Annotated in this window: 15 protein-coding genes; 2 read left to right on the forward strand and 13 right to left on the reverse strand. The window is 56.5% G+C overall.

What is annotated here, in order from left to right; genetic code table 11:
• Positions 1-27 precede the first annotated feature (27 nt).
• Both tssC and K6123_RS02870 read right to left on the reverse strand, forming a co-directional pair.
• Positions 28-1,971: a type VI secretion system contractile sheath large subunit gene (gene tssC, locus K6123_RS02865; protein WP_221793898.1), complete on the reverse strand. Its 1,944-nt coding sequence runs from the start codon at positions 1,969-1,971 to the stop codon at positions 28-30.
• A 144-nt stretch (positions 1,972-2,115) separates the two neighbouring features.
• Positions 2,116-2,376, reverse strand: coding sequence for a hypothetical protein (locus K6123_RS02870; protein ID WP_221793900.1), 261 nt, complete (start codon positions 2,374-2,376; stop codon positions 2,116-2,118).
• Between the two features lie 570 nt (positions 2,377-2,946).
• On the opposite strand from K6123_RS02870, the gene K6123_RS02875 reads away from it, so the two are divergent.
• On the forward strand, positions 2,947-4,413 hold the full coding sequence (locus K6123_RS02875) for an anion permease (protein WP_221793902.1): 1,467 nt from the start codon (positions 2,947-2,949) through the stop codon (positions 4,411-4,413).
• A 73-nt stretch (positions 4,414-4,486) separates the two neighbouring features.
• On the opposite strand, the gene K6123_RS02880 is transcribed toward K6123_RS02875, so the two are convergent.
• The 3 genes from K6123_RS02880 to K6123_RS02890 all read right to left on the reverse strand — a co-directional run bounded on the left by K6123_RS02880 (position 4,487) and on the right by K6123_RS02890 (position 9,548).
• Positions 4,487-6,418, reverse strand: a complete 1,932-nt coding sequence (locus K6123_RS02880; RefSeq protein WP_221793904.1) for a methyl-accepting chemotaxis protein — start codon at positions 6,416-6,418, stop codon at positions 4,487-4,489.
• Between the two features lie 267 nt (positions 6,419-6,685).
• Positions 6,686-8,023 carry an aminotransferase gene (locus tag K6123_RS02885; RefSeq protein ID WP_221793906.1) on the reverse strand — a complete coding sequence of 446 codons (1,338 nt, stop codon included), beginning with the start codon at positions 8,021-8,023 and terminating at the stop codon, positions 6,686-6,688.
• A gap of 73 nt (positions 8,024-8,096) precedes the next feature.
• Complete coding sequence (locus tag K6123_RS02890) at positions 8,097-9,548, reverse strand: NAD-dependent succinate-semialdehyde dehydrogenase (protein ID WP_221793907.1); 1,452 nt, start codon at positions 9,546-9,548, stop codon at positions 8,097-8,099.
• 113 nt (positions 9,549-9,661) lie between these two features.
• Between K6123_RS02890 and K6123_RS02895 the strand changes: the two genes are divergently transcribed.
• Positions 9,662-10,585 (forward strand): LysR family transcriptional regulator, encoded by a 924-nt coding sequence (locus tag K6123_RS02895; RefSeq protein WP_221793909.1) that lies wholly within the window; start codon positions 9,662-9,664, stop codon positions 10,583-10,585.
• Here K6123_RS02895 and K6123_RS02900 read toward each other — a convergent pair.
• The 8 genes from K6123_RS02900 to K6123_RS02935 form a co-directional block, all read right to left on the reverse strand.
• The gene (locus tag K6123_RS02900) at positions 10,582-11,991 is read right to left on the reverse strand and encodes an amidase (RefSeq protein ID WP_221793911.1); all 1,410 of its coding nucleotides are present in this window, start codon (positions 11,989-11,991) and stop codon (positions 10,582-10,584) included. The two genes, K6123_RS02895 and K6123_RS02900, sit on opposite strands and share 4 nt — an antisense overlap.
• A 23-nt stretch (positions 11,992-12,014) precedes the next feature.
• A complete protein-coding gene (locus tag K6123_RS02905) occupies positions 12,015-12,326 on the reverse strand; it encodes a cupin domain-containing protein (protein ID WP_221793913.1) in 312 nt (103 codons plus the stop codon).
• Between the two features lie 167 nt (positions 12,327-12,493).
• The gene (locus K6123_RS02910) at positions 12,494-13,513 is read right to left on the reverse strand and encodes a histone deacetylase family protein (protein WP_221793915.1); all 1,020 of its coding nucleotides are present in this window, start codon (positions 13,511-13,513) and stop codon (positions 12,494-12,496) included.
• A gap of 35 nt (positions 13,514-13,548) precedes the next feature.
• Positions 13,549-14,799 (reverse strand): Zn-dependent hydrolase, encoded by a 1,251-nt coding sequence (locus tag K6123_RS02915; RefSeq protein ID WP_221793917.1) that lies wholly within the window; start codon positions 14,797-14,799, stop codon positions 13,549-13,551.
• Positions 14,800-14,809: 10 nt separating this feature from the next.
• Positions 14,810-15,748: a 2-hydroxyacid dehydrogenase gene (locus K6123_RS02920; RefSeq protein WP_221793919.1), complete on the reverse strand. Its 939-nt coding sequence runs from the start codon at positions 15,746-15,748 to the stop codon at positions 14,810-14,812.
• On the reverse strand, positions 15,748-17,394 hold the full coding sequence (locus K6123_RS02925) for an ABC transporter ATP-binding protein (RefSeq protein WP_221793921.1): 1,647 nt from the start codon (positions 17,392-17,394) through the stop codon (positions 15,748-15,750). Before K6123_RS02925 ends, K6123_RS02920 begins: the two co-directional genes overlap by 1 nt.
• Position 17,395: 1 nt before the next feature.
• The gene (locus K6123_RS02930; protein WP_221793923.1) at positions 17,396-18,235 is read right to left on the reverse strand and encodes an ABC transporter permease; all 840 of its coding nucleotides are present in this window, start codon (positions 18,233-18,235) and stop codon (positions 17,396-17,398) included.
• Entirely contained in the window at positions 18,232-19,215 is a 984-nt protein-coding gene (locus tag K6123_RS02935) for an ABC transporter permease (protein WP_221793925.1), read from the reverse strand. The genes K6123_RS02930 and K6123_RS02935 overlap by 4 nt, the downstream gene beginning before the upstream one ends.
• Positions 19,216-19,274: the final 59 nt, after the last annotated feature.

Below are 19,274 nucleotides of genomic sequence, written 5' to 3' on the forward strand. Positions count from 1 at the left end.
AAAATAATAAAAAGAGAAAGGCTTGGCTTAGCCCGGTAAATCAGCAACCAGGCGAATGGATGCAGACAGTTCTTCAAGCTGGAAATGAGGCTTCAAAAATACTGTGGCTTTGTACGAACCGGGTTTGCCTGGAACATCGGTGACGTCGATGCGGGCTTCTCGCAACGGGTAGCGGGCTTTCACTTCGTTGGTGGCACCGTCATCAATCAGCACATAGCTGGAGATCCAGCTGTTGAGGAAACCGGAGACGTTGTCACGGGTGAGGAAGGAGCCGATTTTGTCGCGCATGATGACCTTGATGTAGTGGGCAAAGCGCGAGGCATTGAGCACGTACGGCAGCATGGCTGAGGTACGGGCGTTGGCATTGGCCTCATCGGTGTTGTATTTCTTCGGCTTGTTGGTGGTCTGGCCGCCAAAGAAGGCTGCCTTGTCTGTTCCCTTGCAATGCAGAATCGCCATAAAACCGAGGTCGTTCAGTTCTTTCTCGCGGCGGTCTGTGATGGCTACCTGGGTTGGACAGGTCAGCCGCACATCGCCGGCTGAGGTTTTGAAGGTGTGGGCCGGCAGGCCTTCCACCAGGCCACCGCCTTCAGCTCCGCGAATGGCAGCGAGCCAGCCGTAATGGGCAAATGCATTGGTAATACGCTGGCCGAGAATGAAGGCAGGATTACCCCAGAGATAGCGGGAAGCATCGGTTCCATCGACGTCTTCACTGAAATCAAAGCCTTCCACGACTACAGTTTCCGGACCGTACGGCAGTCGCAGAAGAACTTTCGGCAGGGTCAGAGTGACGTAGCGGGAGTCGTCGCTGTCACGGAAGCTACGCCATTTGATCAGCTCGGCACTTTCAAAGATTTTCGAAAGATCGCGTGGCTGTGAGAGGCGGTAGTAATCTTGCAGGTCGAACAGTTTGGCATAGGCTGCGGCAATGAATGGCGCATGGGCCGCGGCCGCAACGCCAGAGATTTTTTCAAGCAGCTCAATGTCTTCCGGGTGACGTCCAAATTCGTAGTCTCCAATCAGAATGCTGAACGGATCGCCGCCATAGGTGCCGAACTCGTCTTCATAGACCTTCTTGAACAGCGCGCTTTGGTCAAACTCGGAGGCTTTCTGCAAATCTTTCAGTAGGTCGGCCTTGGAAACGTTGAGTACTCGCAGTTTCAGCCGGGTACTGGTTTCGGTGTTCATCACCAGGTAATGCAGGCCACGCCAGGTGGCTTCCAGCTGCTGGAATGAGGCTTCATGAAGCACTTCATTGATTTGTCGGGTCAGTAGGTTGTCGATGGCCGAGATACGGTCATTCATTCGGTTCGCGGCATCACCTGCGACGTTGCCGGATTCATCGGCAAGGATGTCGCGGCTGAACTGGCCAATCAGGGTCAGAGAGTAAGGCTGCTGCGATGGGTCCAGCACCATGCCGCCTTCGCTCAGCAGCTTCTGGATAAAGTCGGTCGGAGTGATCGCCGACATATCCTCTTGCCCTTCGTAGGCGCCTTTGACTTCAGATTGCAGCGCTTCGTCTGCCAGCAACTGGGTCAGCAAGCCATCAAGGGCATCGTTGCCATCCAGTTTGGCGAGGAAATCTCGCAAGTGGATACGGGACTGGTACAAGTCGTTGGTTTTGGCGATCGCTTTCACCAGGTTGAGGGGCGAGAAGTCGTCGATGGAATGGAACTGCAGCTCGATATTGGTTTCGGCGTTGTCTTCCGTCGCCAGCAGGTCGGGTACCTTCATCGTCAGTCGTGGGGCAAAGCCTTCCATGACTTCATCAAAGTTATCGCGGTCAATTTCAACGAAATCCCGCTCTTTCAGGGGAGCCAGCGGCTCGCTTGGTTTGCCGGATAAATCGGCAAGAATCCCGACAATCAGGGGCAGTTCCCGCTTGACCATTGCGCCGCCAATTTCGACGTCGTAGGTGATATGAACCCGCGGAGATCTGATCCGGGATAATTTTTTTTGTACACTTTCCAAGGTGCTTTCCTCCAATCTCATCCAGTTGGTACAGCTATCCTCCGAATATAATCCCGGGGCTTCTGGATATAGTGGCGAGACATTTCCAGCGCATGTCGAACCTCCTATGGATCCATGTCGACCATATAGAATATATTCAGCTGATTACTGTTCCCGGCAATTCCGGGGATTATGGCTTTCTACATATTTGAAAAATCCGTTTTCCACTTCCACAACGATTCCCTTATCGACCAGAATATCCAGTGCTTCTTTAACTGAATTGGCTGATTCGTAGAGTTTTTGCTGGGTAATCCACCAACGCCAGATGCCGTCAAAGTTATCCATGGCATCTGGATGGGTCAGAAGATACCTCTCAATTAAATTCGCAACATATATGCTGTTTGTTTGGGGGGCTGAACCATTCATTTGCCACCATTAATTTGCCAGTATGAAAGTTGGTCTTTGTGTAACAGCAAGAGCAGTGCCAGATAACAGAATGAGGAGGAATTAACAATAATTCTGGTAATGGCAGCCGGTAGCGGAAAATAAAATGGGTATAGATGAGGCGCAGATCAGTCAACCTTGCATTTAATGAGATATTTTGAAGACGTATATCGCGGTTGATTTAACCCGGTGGGTCAAAAATAGCGCTGCAGTACAGAAATCGAGTGGGATAATTTAAACGCAGCCAAATAGCATGATGACTAAACTCTCTGGTATTTCAAAAAAGCGTGCCGACAGACAGATATCAGGAGCGGAAGGGGCGGACCGTACGTTGCTCCCTGGACCAGGAATCGGCGGTCCGTCATGGCTGATGACAGCTGCCAGCTGTGATTGCCCCGACACTTGCAACACTGCGTTAGGTGCCAATGCTACTCAGCGTGCTAAATATCAAGGACTGTCTGGTGCATAACTGGTTAGCATGTCTCTATCGGCTGTCAGATACCAGCAAGGGACTGATGGCGCACAAGTTCTGATGATGCATAAGGAGTGGTTATGCAACTCGGTGGCGTTAAGTTGATTCCCGGACTGGTAACCTTGCTGGTGACCGGGTTGATCTGGTTTGTGATTCCGGTACCTGCAGGCGTCACGCCTGCGGCCTGGCATTTGTTGGCGTTGTTTGTTGGCACCATTGTGGCGATTATCGGCAAGGCCATGCCGATTGGTGAAATCGCGATTATTTCGATGGCGCTGGTAGCTCTCACGGGCGTGACCAGTGACAACCCGGGCCAGGCGATGAAAGATGCCCTCAGCGGCTTTTCCAATTCGCTGATCTGGCTGATCGGTATCTCCATCATGATTTCCCGCGGGTTGGCCAAAACCGGTCTTGGTAGTCGCATCGGTTACCACTTTATCGCCCTGTTCGGCAAAAAAACCATTGGTGTGGGCTACGCGCTGGCGTTGTCGGAACTGGTAATTGCGCCGGTGACGCCCAGTAACACCGCCCGGGGCGGCGGTATTATTCACCCGATTATGAAGTCAATTGCTGGCAGCTTTGGCTCTAAACCGGACGACGGAACCCAGAATAAAATCGGCCAGTATCTGGCGCTGGTGAACTATCACAGTAACCCGATTACCTCGGCGATGTTCATTACTGCCACGGCACCGAACCCGCTGGTGGTGAAGCTGGTGGCCGACGCCACCGGCGCCGATATTTTCCTCAGCTGGAGTACCTGGGCGTTGGCGATGTTACTGCCCGGGTTGGTGTGTATGCTGCTGATGCCGTTGGTGCTGTATGTCTTGTACCCACCAGAACTCAAAAACACGCCCAACGCCCGTCACTTCGCCCATGAGCAACTTGAGGCCATGGGGCCCATGAGTTATGGCGAAAAGGTCATGGTTGGGGTGTTTGGCTTGATGCTGCTGCTGTGGGCTGGAGTCCCGGCGATGATCCTTGGCTCAAGCTGGGCGGTGAATACCACCGCCGTGGCTTTTCTGGGACTGTCGATCTTGCTGGTGGCGGGGGTATTGAGCTGGGATGACGTGCTGAAAGAAAAGTCCGCCTGGGACACCGTGGTGTGGTTCTCGGCGCTGGTGATGATGGCGACCTTCCTCAATAAACTCGGGCTGATCCAGTGGTTCTCAGGCCAGGTTGAGCATCATATCGCCGGTCTCGGCTTTGGCTGGGAGTTGGCGGTGGTGATTCTGGTCGGCGTCTATTTCTATGCGCACTACTTCTTTGCCAGCACCACCGCTCATATCACTGCGATGTTTGCGGCTTTCTATACTGCGGGGCTGGCGCTTGGTGCACCACCCATGTTCCTGGCGTTGATGATGGCTGGCGCATCATCTCTGATGATGTCGCTGACTCACTACGCCACCGGCACGTCACCGATCATCTTCGGCTCCGGCTACGTCAACATGGAGCACTGGTGGGTGGCAGGCTTTGTGATGAGCCTGGTGAACCTGGCCATCTGGACTGTGATTGGTGGTATCTGGTGGAGTGTGCTGGGGTATTGGTAAGCCCTTTGTTCCGTGTAAAAACGGTTGCCCCGGGGCTTATGCCGGGGCTCTTGTGTCTGGCTGGATAAAGGCCTTACAACACAAACCTCGCCACCTGTTTCTGCAAATTGCCGGACAACACCGATAGCTGGCTGCTGGCCGCCGCACTGGCGTCGGCGGAATGCAGGTTCTTGCTACTGATATCCCGCACCTTGATGACACTCTGGTTGATCTGTTCGGAGACCTGGCTCTGTTCCTCGGCGGCGGTGGCGATTTGAGTGGCCATCTGGTTCATTTGGACGAAAGCATTGCTGATTTCATTGAGTGCCTTGGTGGCTTCGTCCGACAGGCTGACGCAGGATTCGGTGAGGCTGTTGCCTTTTTCCATTGATGCTACCGCCTGGTTGGCCCCTTCCTGCAGGCGTTCGATCAGGCTCTGGATTTCCTCTGTAGATTGTTGGGTGCGTTGGGCGAGGGTGCGAACCTCGTCAGAAACCACCGCAAAGCCTCGGCCCTGATCACCGGCGCGGGCAGCCTCGATGGCGGCATTGAGTGCCAGCAGATTGGTTTGTTCGGCAATACCACGAATCACGTCGAGAATGCGGCCGATGCCAATCGCCTCATTGCGTAGCTCGGCAATTTCGGCGGCACTTTGGCGCACACTCGCGGCGAGGCTGTGGATATTGCTCTGGGTGTTGGCAACAATGCCGAGCCCGTTTTTGACCACTCCACTGGCGTGGTCGGAGGTGTCGGCAACCTGCACGACGTTGCTGGCGACCTCATGTGCGGTCGCGGCCATTTCATTGACCGCCGTGGCGACCTGATCGGTTTCTTCCTGTTGTTGGTTGGCGCCCTTGCGGGTCTCGCTGGTATGGCCCAGCAGGCTTTTGGAAGAGGCTGATATTTCTTCGCTGGCGGTCAGAATGTCGCGGATCATATCGCGCATGTTGCTGGCCATCTGATCGAGCGAGCGCATCAGTTCACTGATTTCATCCTGCCCCTGGTCCTGGCTGCTGACGTTCAGCTGGCCGGCGGCGATATTGCGGGCAATCTGGCTGGCCCGATGCAGGCGACTGGTGATATGACGGCTGAGGATCAGAGAAATTACCAGTGCCACCACGAACGCAATCACGGAAATGACCACCAAAATATTGAATGCCTTGTGATTGGCAGCCTGCAGCAGCGGCCCCAGTTCGTCCTGATCGTGCATTACCGACAGTTTGACCTGCTCAAGCTTGTCGGCGATTTGCGGACCCAATACATCCAGAGTGTCCGTTATCTTGATGTCTTGCTGTTGCATCAGCCCCTGTAGCGACGTCAGTGCATTCAGATACTGTTGGCGTTGACTGTCCAGCTGACCCAGCAGTGCATTCAGGTCTGCATTGCTATCAGGGGCTTGTTGCAACTGGGTAAGCAAACGCGGCAGCTGGCTATCCAGCAGCTGACGGGCTTGCTGCAGTTCATCGGTGTTATGGCGGTCAAACCATTTCACCACGTTCAGTCTTGCCAACAGCAGGGTCGAGGTGATCTCACGTAGTTGTTCCTGAACCAGGATGCTGGTTTCAACCGTATGGCTCTGATCCAGGGTGGTCAGCATTTCCTTGCCGAGTCGTGACAGGGTGTCGTTATAAAGGCTGTTTTCCTGTTGTACCAGCTGCACAACTTCCTCAAAGGTTTGCTGATATTGCAGCAACAGAGGGCCGGTTTCAGCAATCAGCGCTGCTCGCTGGGGCTGCTGAATCTCTGACTGAGCCTGACCAAACAGCTCGTTGGTGACTCGAAATCGCTCCTGATACTGCCCCAGTGATTGCTCATCCCGACTGATCAGAAAGTTCTTTACGGCGATGCGGGCCATTGCCAGATTGGATTGCACCCGGCCTGACAGGTTGGTGTCTCTTGCCAGGGCCCGGTATTGCTCAAACCCCTGACTGGAATCGTTAAGGCTGAAAATTGCATTGCTGCTGGAAAGGGCCAGCAACAAGACGACGGCAGCAAAGCCTGCCAGCATTTTTTGGCCAAGCGTCATGTGTCACTCCAGAGAGATAATCCTTGATCGGTCGGCGATTCCTTGACTGCTTAACCAAAATCGCGAGGTATGGTTTCAGATTAGTTCAGTCAGGCACGCTGGCAAGTTGGCGGGAGTTTGCTCGCAGTGGCGGGGAATGTGCGGCGCGGCTGTGCCAGTTATGGCAGCAGCACAGCGCAGGCGAAAACAACGTCCCGCCAGGCCGGGACGTCTGTTGCTGTGGGCTATATAAGGGTGATGCTGCGGGTTTGCATGGCAGTGATGGCGTTACATCAGACCATTGGCCTTGACGTGCGCTTCGGTGGTTGCCAGCGCCGCAGCAAACTTGCCGATCAGCTCGTCGATTTGGTCTTGGGTGATAATCAGCGGCGGGCAGAACGCAATAGCAGTGCCTCCAACGGCGCGCAAGATCAGGCCATTGTCCTGACAAGCCTGTTGCAGGAAATAGGAGACACAGGCAGGCAAGGCTTCATCTTTGGCGCAGTTGTGCAGATCCACCGCGGCAATCAGGCCACGACCACGCACTTCACCGACAATCGGGCTACTGGCGAATTGCTGCAATTGCTGCTGCAGGTAAGCACCAGTATCTGCTGCACGGGCAAAGATTTCATCGCGCTGGTAGATCTCAAGGGTTTTCAGCGCCACCGCACTGGCAACAGGGTGCGCTGAGTAGGTGTAACCGTGGCCAAATACGCCCAGCTCGGCACACGGCTCAACCATGGCGTCGTACATGTCACCACGAATCACGGCGGCACTTATCGGCTGATAGGCTGACGACAGTTGCTTGGCCAAGCTCATCATATCGGGCTTGATGCCCATGGTGGTGGAACCAAAGTCGTTGCCGGTACGGCCAAAGCCGGTGATCACTTCATCAGCCCAGAAAAAGATGTCGTATTGCTTCAGCAATGCCTGCACCTTGGCGTAATAACCGTCTGGCGCAATGATCACACCGCTGGCACCGGTAATGGGCTCGGCAATAAAGGCGGCGATGGTTTCCGGTCCTTCAGCCAGAATCTGACGTTCCAGATTGCCGACAATACGGTCAACGAACTGGCTTTCGGTTTCGCCAGCCAGCTTGTCGCGCAGATAATAAGGTGCATCGGTTCGAATAATGCCCAGCGCGTCCACAGGCAGATCGAAATTGGCGTGGTTGATCGGCAGGCCGGTCAGACAGGCCGCACCAATGGTCACACCATGATAGGAACGCTGACGGGCGATGATCTTGCGCTTTTCCGGTTTGCCAATGGCGTTGAAATAATAACGCAGTAGCTTGATTTGGCTGTCATTGGCGTCACTGCCAGAATGGCCAAAGAATATGCGGGCGTTATCAACCGGAACCATTTCAGCCAGCTTGTCTGACAGCTCCATGCCGACCTTGTGGGTCTTGCCGCTGAACATGTGTGAGTAGGATAAATCGTGCAGCTGTTGGGTTGCTGCGTCGATCAGCTCCTGATTGTTGTAGCCCAGTGAGGTACACCAGAGGCCAGACATGCCTTCGAGGTACTGGTTGCCCTGATCATCATGGATGTAAATGCCATCTGCCCGCTCAAGTACCAGGGTTTCGGTGGCTTTGAAGTTGGTAGTCGGATAAATAATTCTGGACATGGTTGTCTCCGCTGCACAGGGGGTTGCCCCGGTGTTTGTTAGCTGGTGGTTAATAAACGGGAAACGCGGCGGCTTACAGGCCGCCCAGGCAGATGTATTTGGTTTCGAGGAAATCATCGAGACCGTATTTGGAGCCTTCGCGGCCCTGACCGGATTCCTTCACGCCACCGAACGGAATCACTTCCGAACTCAGCGCCGCTTCGTTGACGCCGACCATGCCGTACTCGATCGCTTCGCTGACCCGGAAAATGCGACCGAGGTCGGAGGTGTAGACGTAAGCAGCCAGACCGAACTCGGTGTCGTTGGCCATGGCAATCGCTTCGGCTTCGGTTTCGAAGCGGAATACCGGAGCCACCGGGCCAAAAATCTCTTCGCGGAATACCCGCATCGAGCTGTTCACATTGGTCAGAATGGTCGGTTCGTAGAAGTGCTCACCTTGCTCGCCCGGCTTGCCGCCCAGCACCATAGTGGCGCCTTCGGCAACCGCTTGCTGGACCTTGTCGTGTACTCCCTGAACCGCTTTGGTGGTAATCAATGGGCCATGAGTGGTCTCGGCTGCCTGGCCGTCACCAACGCGGAACTCACGCACTTTGGCGGCAAATTTCTCGATGAAAGCATCGTAGATACCCGCTTGCACCAGCATGCGGTTGGAGCAGATGCAGGTTTGGCCGGAGTTGCGATACTTGGCCAGAATCGCCCCGTCTACCGCCCGTTCGAGGTCGGCGTCATCAAACACAATCACTGGCGCGTTGCCGCCCAGTTCCATCGAGGTGCGCTTGACGGTATCGGCACACTGTTTCATCAGCAGCTTGCCGACCGGAGTCGATCCCGTGAAGGTCAGCTTGCGCACGATCGGGTTGCTGGTCATCTCGCCACCAATAGCGGGCGCATCGGTACCGGTCACAATGTTAAATACACCGGCAGGCAATCCGGCACGACGGCCCAATTCGGCAATTGCCAGCGCTGACAAGGGTGTTTCTGCGGCCGGTTTCAGCACCACAGTGCAGCCAACCGCCAGACCGGGGGCGACCTTGCGGGTGATCATGGCGTTGGGGAAATTCCACGGCGTAATCGCCGCCACCACCCCAATCGACTGTTTGATGACCAGACCACGACGGTCGATGGTTTGCGGGATGATGTCGCCGTAAACCCGTTTGCCTTCTTCGGCGAACCACTTCAGAAACGAGGCACCGTAGGCGACTTCACCACGGGATTCGGCCAGTGGTTTGCCTTGCTCGGCGGTCATCAGCAGGGCCAGATCCTCCTGCGCGTCCATCATCAGCTCGTACCACTTTTCCAGAATGACACTGCGGTCTTTGGCTGAGCGCGCACGCCATTCAGGTAACGCCCGTTCGGCCGCCAGAATCGCTTCACGGGTTTCGGCGGTGGCCATTTCGGTCACCTGTGCAAGGCATTCACCGGTCGCCGGGTTGGTTACCTCAAAGGTGTCGCCGGTGATGCCATGACGCCATTGGCCATTGATAAAGCCCTGGGTTTGCAGCAAATCAGTGTCGTTCAGTTGCATGGGAATCTCCTCGGTATGAGCAGCAATTTACCCGTGCAAAATTATGGCTAATATCATTGTTTGAATGGAGTTAGTATTGGATATCCAAAAGTATTGGCCGTCAGGAGAACATCATGGGGCGCAAGAAAGCCGCCTTGCCGGGGCAGCTCTCCGACCTCGACCTCAGACTGTTACGGGTATTCCGGGCGGTGGTCGAAAGTGGGGGAATCAGTGCTGCTGAATTACGATTGAATCTGGCCAACTCGACCATCTCGAATTACATCAGCGATCTGGAAAAGCGGTTGGATATGCGGCTGTGCGAGCGCGGCCGGGCGGGTTTTCAGCTGACCGAACACGGCCGGGTGGTGTACGACGCCAGTCATGAACTGTTCAACGCGGTGGATGTGTTTCGCAGTAAGGTGAACCAGTCACACCAGCGGCTGACCGGCGAGTTGCAGCTGGCACTGTCGGAACATCTGCCGGGTGGACCAGACTCGATCATCGTGCGGGCACTTGGCCGTTTCAGCGAGCTGGCTCCGGCGGTACACATAGACATTATCACGCTGTCATCGGACGACGTTACCAGTGCGGTGCTGGACAACAAGGTGGATCTGGGAGTGTCGGTACTGCTGCAGCAATATCCGGAACTGCAACAGCTGCCGTTATTTGATGAACAAATGCTGCTCTATTGCGGTGCTGGTCATCCGCTGTATGGCAAGCGCCATATTCAGCCCGCCGAATTGCAGCAATACCGCTTTGTGGAGTCGCCACGTTTATTGCCTGGCAAGGAGCTGTCCCCCGATGTGCGACAGTGGAACATCCATGCCCGCGCCCATCATCAGGAAGCCCGGGCCGCGCTGATTCTGGGGGGCCATTACCTTGGTATCCTGCCCGAGCATCTGGTACGCGGCTGGGGCTATGACAGCAAACTGCAGGCGATCCTGCCGGAACGCTATTGCTATCGTAACCGCTATACCGCGATTTACCGCCGCCGCAGTCGTCATGCTGATGCGGTGGCGCTGTTCTGCGAATGCCTGCAGCAATCTGTTGATGTCTAGGAGTTACCTTTCGGACGCTGCGGATGCCCGCTTGCAACCAGCGTTTCAAGCTGGCGGCAAGCATTGAATACCAGCGCATCCTTGCCTTTCGCTGCAACGACATGCAGCCCCACCGGCATACCCTTGGCCAGACCACACGGCAGCGTTGCAGCTGGTTGCTGTGTGAGGTTGAACGGGTAGGAGAACGGCGTCCACTCCATCCAGTATTGCTGCTCCGGGCTGCTGGTATCGCGACCGGCTTCGAAGGCGGTGATCGGCAGTGTTGGAGTAATCAACAGATCGTATTGCTGATGGAACATCTCCATCCGGGAACCCAGTGCAGCACGGGCATCAACGGCTTTCATGTAATCAGTGATGGCGATTTTCTCACCTTGTTCGGCGATGGCGCGGAAACCCGGATCGAGCAGCTCACGCTGGATTTCGCTCATGGTCGAAATCACCTTGCCGGCACCGGCAAACCACAGCGTCGAGAACATCTCCAATGGGTCGCTGAAACCCGGGTCGACCTCTTCTACCTGGGCGCCCAGCTCGACCAGTTTGGCAACGGCCTGATCGACGCACTGGCGCACCGCCGGATCAACGTCGACATAACCCAGCGTCGGGCTGTAGGCGACCCTCAAGCCTTGCAATGGCTGCTCTGGAATGGCGAACCACTTGCCGTTGAAGTGGCGGTCGGAATACCAGTCGCGTGGGTCGGGTTGGGCAACCACATCCATCATCAACAGGCTATCAGCCACCGTACGAGTCATGGGCCCCAGATGCGACAGCGTAGTCATGGCACTGGCGGGCCACTGCGGGATATAGCCAAAGGTTGGTTTGATACCGAATACGCCACAAAAACCGCCCGGAATACGGATAGAACCACCGGCATCGCTGCCCTGATGCAGTACGCCCATATTCAGCGAAGCCGCCACGGCAGCACCGCCGGAGGAACCACCGGCGGTTTTGGAAATATCCCACGGGTTGCAGGTGATGCCGGTGACGCGGCTGTCGGTGACACCTTTCCAGCCGAACTCCGGTGATGTGGTCTTGCCCAGAATCACGGCACCGGCCTCGCGCATACGGGCGGCAAAAGGGGCGTCTTCGGTTTGCAAGGCATCCGAGCTGGTCAGTGAACCACTGCGCATTGGCATGTCTTTGGTTTTGGTCAAATCCTTGATGGAGGACGGCACGCCATCGATCATGCTCAGCGGCGACTTGTTGAGCCAACGCTTTTCGGATTCGGCCGCTGCCGCCAGTGCCGATTCTTCCGCCACATGACAGTAGGCATTTACGTCCTTGTTGCAGGTTTCGATACGGGCCAGTGACGCCCTGGTGGCATCGACTGGCGACAGCTCGCCTTGCTTGAACAGCTGCACCAGGGTAACGGCATCCAGCTCGGCGATTTCTTCGTAATCATGGCTCATGGTGACGCTCCTGAAAGTTTGGATTAGCGCTTCATCTCGACTTCAACAAAGATCATCGGCGTGTCGGTGGCGTTGGTGACGTTGTGCTCGACACCGGCCTTGCGGTAGTAGCTGACACCGGGTTCGATCTCGAACATTCGGGTTCCGTTGGCGTCCTCGATTTTCATGGTGCTTTTGGTGATTGGCGTAATCACGTAGTCGTACTCATGACGGTGGTGGCCGGTTTGGGCTCCCGGTTCAAAGCTCCAGCGGGTCACGCGTACGTCGTCGTTATCAACATCACAATAGGGAACAGCGGTTGTGGCTGGGGTTGTAGCTGAGCTGACTTCACACATCGGATTTATCCTTTTAAAAGGGCTAAAACGGGTTTTTTCCCGGCTTTGAGCCGGATTCAGGACGGCCGTTATCGCTCGCGATAGCTCAGGGCGAGTGCTGAATCCGGTAATTGAATGGTGGCAAGCAGCGGTTTGGGATTGCTTACCGGAGCTTTTTTGAACGTGCGTTACATGAAGTTCTTCAGAATGGCGGCGAGGTTGTCGCCCAGAATCGGCGAGATATAGCCCCCTTCCTGAACAATCACCGTTGGCTTGTCGAGCTGACGCAGGCGGGCACCAATGCGGGCGTATCCCTCTGTGGTAATGCCCAGCACGGCAAACGGGTCCTGTTCGGAGGCATCCAGCCCCTGGGCAATCACAATGGCGTCCGGTGCGAAGGCGCTGACCTGTTGCAAGGCGGTTTCCAGCGCTTGCAGATACACATCATCACCGGTGCCTGCGGGTAATGGCATATTGAGGTTGTAACCGTAGCCATCATCGGCACCCCGTTCGTGGCTGTAGCCCCAGTAATGTGGATAACAGGCGGCCGGGTCGGCGTGCAGCGAAACCGTCATCACATCACGACGATTCCAGAAAATGGCCTGGGTGCCGTTGCCGTGATGCAGGTCGATATCAATGATGGCGACACGCTCGTAGGTCTCGCGCAGCCGTTCGGCGGCAACCGCTGAGTTGTTGAGAAAGCAGAAACCGCCAGCGCCGTCAGCATAGGCATGATGACCCGGTGGCCGACACAGCGCATAGGCGAAGCGGGACTCGCCGCGGGCGACATGGTCGGCGGCGGTCTGGGCGGTCTGGGCCGAGGCATAGGCGCCTTTCCAGGTGCCGGGCCCGACCGGGCAGGAAGTATCCATCAGATGCCAGCCAACCCGGCCGATGATGTCACTGGGATAAGAAGAGGCATAACGGGACGGGCTGCTTTTGGGAATGATCTCTTCACTGGCGTCCGGCAGTTGTTGCCATTGGCTGTACACATGTTCGAGAAAATTAAGGTAGTCCGGTGAATGTACCCGCGACAGGATACCCGGGCCGAAATCCTTCGCTTCATCCACCGGAATTTCCAGTCCCGACAGCGAGGTCAGGAAAATCTCACCACGCTCAGGCAATTCCCGCGCAGCGATGGCCTTGCCATTCTTCATGTAAAACTTCGGGTGATGCAGGCTTTGCTCTGCACTGTAGAACGCTTTCATTGGTAATCTCCGAGACAGTCTCCGAAAAGACACAGTCAGCTGTTTGCGGCTTTCAGCAAGGTGTTGAGCAACAGGTCACAGCCTTTGGCCAGCTGTTCAGGTGCGGTGTATTCCTTCTCGTTGTGGCTCAGGCCATTTTCGGAAGGCACAAAGATCATGGCGGTTGGCGCAATGCGATTGATGTACACGGCGTCGTGTCCGGCGCCACTCACCAGCGTCATGGATTTTTCTGCAGCCAGGCATTCCCCTGCGGCGGCGGTAATTTCGCCAATGGCGTCGGCATCAAAAGGTGACGCCGGCAGGCCCCAGAATTGCTCGATGCTGACTCTGAGGTTGCGGGCATCGGCGAGGGCGTGAATCAGCGCTTTGGCTTTTTGCTCAAGGGCTTCAAGGGCATCGTCGCTGGCTTCGCGGAGGTCGAGTGAGAAAACCACTTCGCCCGGCGAGACGTTCACCGACGCCGATGGAATATCCAGCTCACCAATGGTGCAGCGGGTAGAAGCACTGCCAGCGGCGGCCATTTCGGTCAGTTCCGAGATCATTTTGGCGCTGCCCACCAGGGCGTCGTTGCGCATTTCCATCGGGCTTGGGCCAGCGTGACAGGACTGACCACTGACGTGCACCCGATACCAGCGCATGCCCAGCACACCGGAGACAATACCAACGTCGATCTTGTTGGCTTCCAGAACCGGGCCCTGCTCAATATGCAGCTCGAAGTAGCGGTGGATCGGCGTACGGGTCTGGCTGTCGGTGGTGTAATTGGACAGGGCCAGTGCTTCGGCTACTGTGATGCCATCGATGTCTGTCTGGGCCAGCGCTTCTTCCAGGGTAAACACCCCGGCAAATACGCCGGAGCCAAGCATCGCCGGTTTGAAGCGGGCACCTTCTTCGTTGGTCCAGACGGCCACTTCGATCGGCCGTTCGGTTTCGACCTTGTGTTCATTCAGGGTACGGATGGCTTCGAGGCCGGACAGCACCCCATAGATACCGTCAAATTTGCCACCAGTCGGCTGGGTATCCAGATGACTGCCGGTGACTACCGGAGCCAGGTTGTTATCACGACCTGGGCGACGCAGGAACAGGTTGCCAATGGCGTCAACGCGCAGTGTGCAGCCTTCGGTCTGGCACCAGTCGATAAACAACTGACGGCCACGCAGGTCTTTCTCAGACAGCGCCAGTCGATGGCAACCACCGACCTTGCTGCCTTTGACGTCGACGTGGCCAATTTCACCGATCGCCATCAGCGATTGCCACAGGCGTTCGCCGTTACTCTTTAATGCGGTCATGGAGGACTCCTCAGTAACCAATGTCTTTCAGCACCTGATTGGCTGGCGGTTTACCCGCAGCAAGGCGCTCCACTTCATTGACGATATTGTCGACCGCCGCCGATGGACGTACGTCGCTGGCGTCGTGGGGGGTAACGAAGATTTTCGGGTGATCCCAGATTTCGTTGTCGACCGGCAGTGGTTCCGGGGCAAATACATCCAGTGAAGCTCCTGCCAGCTGACCGCTTGCCAGCGCTTCGAACAGGTCTGCCGGGACCAGATGATGACCGCGGCCGATATGGATCAGGTAGCCGCCAGACTTCATTTTGGCGAAGGTGTCTCGGTTGAGAATGCCCCAGGTTTCGTCGGTCAACGGCAGCACGCAAATCAGCACTTCGGTGCGTTCGAGGAAGGCATCGAACTGTTCAGTGCCTGAAAATACCCGGATATCCGGGTTGCCCAGCGGGGTGTCGCTTTTGCGCCAGCCAGCAACGTCATAACCCAGTGCGTAACAGTCGTTAGCCAGCTTTTCGCCCATAAAGCCCATGCCGAGAATGCCGACACTGATATCCGCCGGTGCCCGCATCGGGTGGCGAATCCACTCATGCCGCAGCTGCTGCTGACGATAGCGTTCAAAATTGCGCTGGTGGCCGATGATGTGCCAGAGCGCGAAAGTACTCATGATCGAGGCCTGTTCCGGGTCGCGGTTGCGGCAAACAATGACGTCGTCGCGCAGGCTCGGGCAAGCGAGGATGTTATCCACACCGGCGGCAGTGGACGCCACCAGTTTTACGTTGGGATAACGGTCGAAAAAATCGGCATCCGGGTGCCACAGCAGAGCGAAGGTGATTTCCTCCGGGTTGTGCGGCATGTCGGTGCTGACCACCTCAAAGGTGTCGGCGTAGCGGCCAAAGCTTTCCAGATAAGGCTCCTGACTCACCACGCGGATTTGTACTATTCCCTTGTGCATCAGGCGATCTTCCCTACGGCTGGTTGTGGTTGATGGCCACTGCGCCAGTCGGCCCCCGGAATCGATTCGATCAGATTGCGGGTGTAGTCGTGTTGCGGGTCTTCGAAGACGGCTTTGGTTTCGCCCGCCTCGACGATTTGGCCGTGTTTCATAACGATGATGCGATCACACACCTGAGCGGCAACACGCAGGTCGTGGACCACGAACAGCACCGCCAGATTGAGCTTCTTCTTGAGGGTATCGATCAGCTCCAGAATCTGCGCTTGTACCGATACGTCGAGGGCTGAGATTGCTTCGTCTGCCACCAGAACCTGTGGGTTGTGAGCCAGAGCGCGAGCAATACCGACACGCTGGCGCTGACCACCGGAGAATTCATGGGGGTAGCGGTCCAGTGCGGTTTCCGGCAGTTCCACCAGTGCCAGCAGTTCTTTCGCCCGTTGCATGGCTTCCGCCACCGGCACGCCCTGGGCAATGGGGCCATCGGCGATGATGCGACCGACCGTCTTGCGTGGGTTCAGCGAGGCATAGGGGTCCTGGAATACCATCTGGATCTTTTTGCGATAGGGCGCCAGCGCCTTGTTGTCGAGATCCTGAATGGCATCGCCATCGAGCAGGATTTCACCGCTGTCAGACTCTAACAGGCGTACGATGCAACGGCTGACGGTGGATTTGCCGGAACCGGATTCGCCCACCAGACCGAGGGTTTCGCCACGGTACAGATCAAAATTCACATCACGGGCGGCGTGTACGGTGCGGCCGGGTTTGAACCAGCTGCCTGGTGAAACATAGGTTTTGCACAGCGATTTCACTGACAGCGCCGGGCGCTGCTTGCTGCGGTCCTGAACTTCACGCTCAGGGGCGACCAGTGGTGGCACCGCGGCAATCAGCTTCTTGGTGTAGTCGTGCTGCGGATCGTTGAGCACCTGTTGGGCGTCACCGATTTCGACCATCTTGCCGTACTGCATCACCACCACGCGGTCGGCGATTTCGGCCACTACGCCAAAGTCGTGGGTAATGAACATCACCGCGGTACCGTGCTTGCGTTGCAGCTCCTTGATCAGGTGCAGAATCTGCGCCTGGGTCGTCACATCCAATGCGGTGGTTGGCTCATCGGCAATCAGGATTGATGGCTCCAGTGCCAGCGCCATGGCGATCATGACCCGCTGGCGCTGACCACCGGAGAGCTGGTGTGGATACACCTTCATGGCCTTTTCCGGGTCTGGCAGGCCAACGTCCTTGAGCAGCTCCAGCGTGCGGGCCTGACGCTGCTGTTTGCTCATGTCGCTGTGGATCAGGAACACTTCACCAATCTGGTCTTCGATGCGCATCAACGGGTTCAGCGCTGTCATCGGCTCCTGGAAAATCATGCTGATACGGTTACCACGCATCTTGCGGGCACGACGTTCTTCCAGTGACACCAGATCGTGGCCATCAAAGGTGATGGCGCCTCGTTCGGCCTGAATCGCCTTTGGCAGCAGCCCCATGATGGCGTTGGCGGTCATGGATTTACCGGAACCGGATTCACCCACTACACAGAGGATTTCGCCGGGGTTAAGTGCATAGCTGAGGTTCTGCACAGCGTAAGGGCGATCAGCACCTTCGGGCAGTCGGATCGACAGATCTTCTACTTTCAAAAGCGGTTTCATATCAGCTCTCCCGGCTACCGGACAGTTTCGGGTTCAGTGCTTCGTTGAGTCCTTCGCCGACCAGATTCAGCGCCAGCACGGTGAGGGCGATGGCAATGCCGGGGAAGAAACTCAGCCACCAGGCCTGGCGGATCACGGTGCGGGCGGCACCGATCATGTAGCCCCACGACATAATTTCCGGGTCGCCGAGACCGAGGAACGACAGCGAGGATTCCAGCAGAATCGCGGTCGCCACCATCAACGAGGCCATGACGATGATGGGCGACAGGGTATTCGGCAGAATTTCCTTGAGGATGATGTTGTGGTCGCTCTGGCCATTGAGGCGGGCGGCCAGTACGTATTCCTGATTGCGCAGCGCCATGAATTCACCACGCACCAGACGCGCCACCGGTGGCCAGCTCACCAACGCAATCGCCAGCGTGATGGAGTACACCGACGGCTCGAAGATGGCGACGATCACAATCGCCAGCGCAAAGCTTGGTACGGTCTGGAAAATCTCGGTGAAGCGCATCAGGGCTTCGTCGATCCAGCCGCCGAAGTAACCGGCGCTGGCACCCAGTGGAATACCGATCAGCAGCGCGATCATGGTGGAGATCAGACCAACCAGCAGGGAAATTCGGGTGCCGTATACCAGCCCGGCCAGCACATCACGGCCCATGGTGTCGGTGCCCAACATCAGACTGCCGTTTTCCAGTGGTGGCATGAACGGCCGGTTCACCATGCGCCATGGTGAGGTTTCATAGAGGTAGGGGCCAAAGATGGCGACCAGTATGAGTAACGCCAGCACGATCAGTCCGAACAGCGCTACCTTATTGCTTGATAGTTTTTTCAGAATACTCATTTGGCTAACTCGATTCGTGGATCCACGATGCAGTAGATGAGGTCGGTTGCGAGGTTGAACAGCACCACCATGGCGGAGGAGATAAAGAACACGCCCAGCAGCAGGTTGTAGTCACGCTGGAACAGCGCCTCGAACATCAGTCGGCCAATGCCGGGCCAGGCGAACACGGTTTCGGTCAGCACCGCACCACCAATCATCTGACCGGCTTGCAGACCCGCCAGGGTTACTACTGGCAGCAGCGCATTGCGCAAGGTGTGGCGGAAGGTGACGCGGGACGGCTTCATGCCCTTGGCCTTGGCGGTTTTGACGAAGTCGGCACGGCTGGTTTCGATCATTGAGGTGCGGGCCATGCGGGCATACACCGCGGTAAAGAACAGCCCCAGTGTCATCGCTGGCAGCACCAGGTGTTCGGCGATATCGACAAAACGATCCCAGCCGGTGAAGTTGGCACCGACGGTTTCCATACCAAAGGCAGGCAACCAGCCCAGAAACACCGAGAACAGCAGTACCGCCATCAAGGCCAGCCAGAACAGTGGCGTGGCGTAGAACACCAGTGCGGCGACAGAAATTGCAGAATCAATCCATTTGCGATGGTTGGAGGCGGCGATCACGCCAACCAGCACCCCAAGCACCAGTGACAGCACAAAAGCGGTGCCGGTAAGCAGCAGGGTGGCAGGCAGACGATCCATGATGAGGTCAAATACCGGCATTTGCTGACGATAGGTTTCGCCCATGTCGAACTGCACCAGATTGCTGATGTAGACCCACAACTGGTAGTAAAGCGGTTGGTCAAGGCCGAACTGTTCGCGCAGCTGTTGCAGGAATAATTCATCGGTGGCACCGGCTTCACCAGCCATTACCTTGGCAGGGTCACCGGGGGCAGCGCGAATCAGGAAGAAGTTGAAGATCGCGATGACGAACAGTACCAGCAGGCCCTTGATCAGGCGCCCACCAATGTAGAAGAGGGTCTGGATACTCATAGATAGTTCCGTAGCTCGGGGGCAGACCGCCAGCGACGGCCTGCCCGATTAACGCAGAG

This window comes from Oceanobacter mangrovi, assembly GCF_019740315.1.
GTDB classification, from domain to species: Bacteria; Pseudomonadota; Gammaproteobacteria; order Pseudomonadales; family Oceanobacteraceae; genus Oceanobacter; species Oceanobacter mangrovi.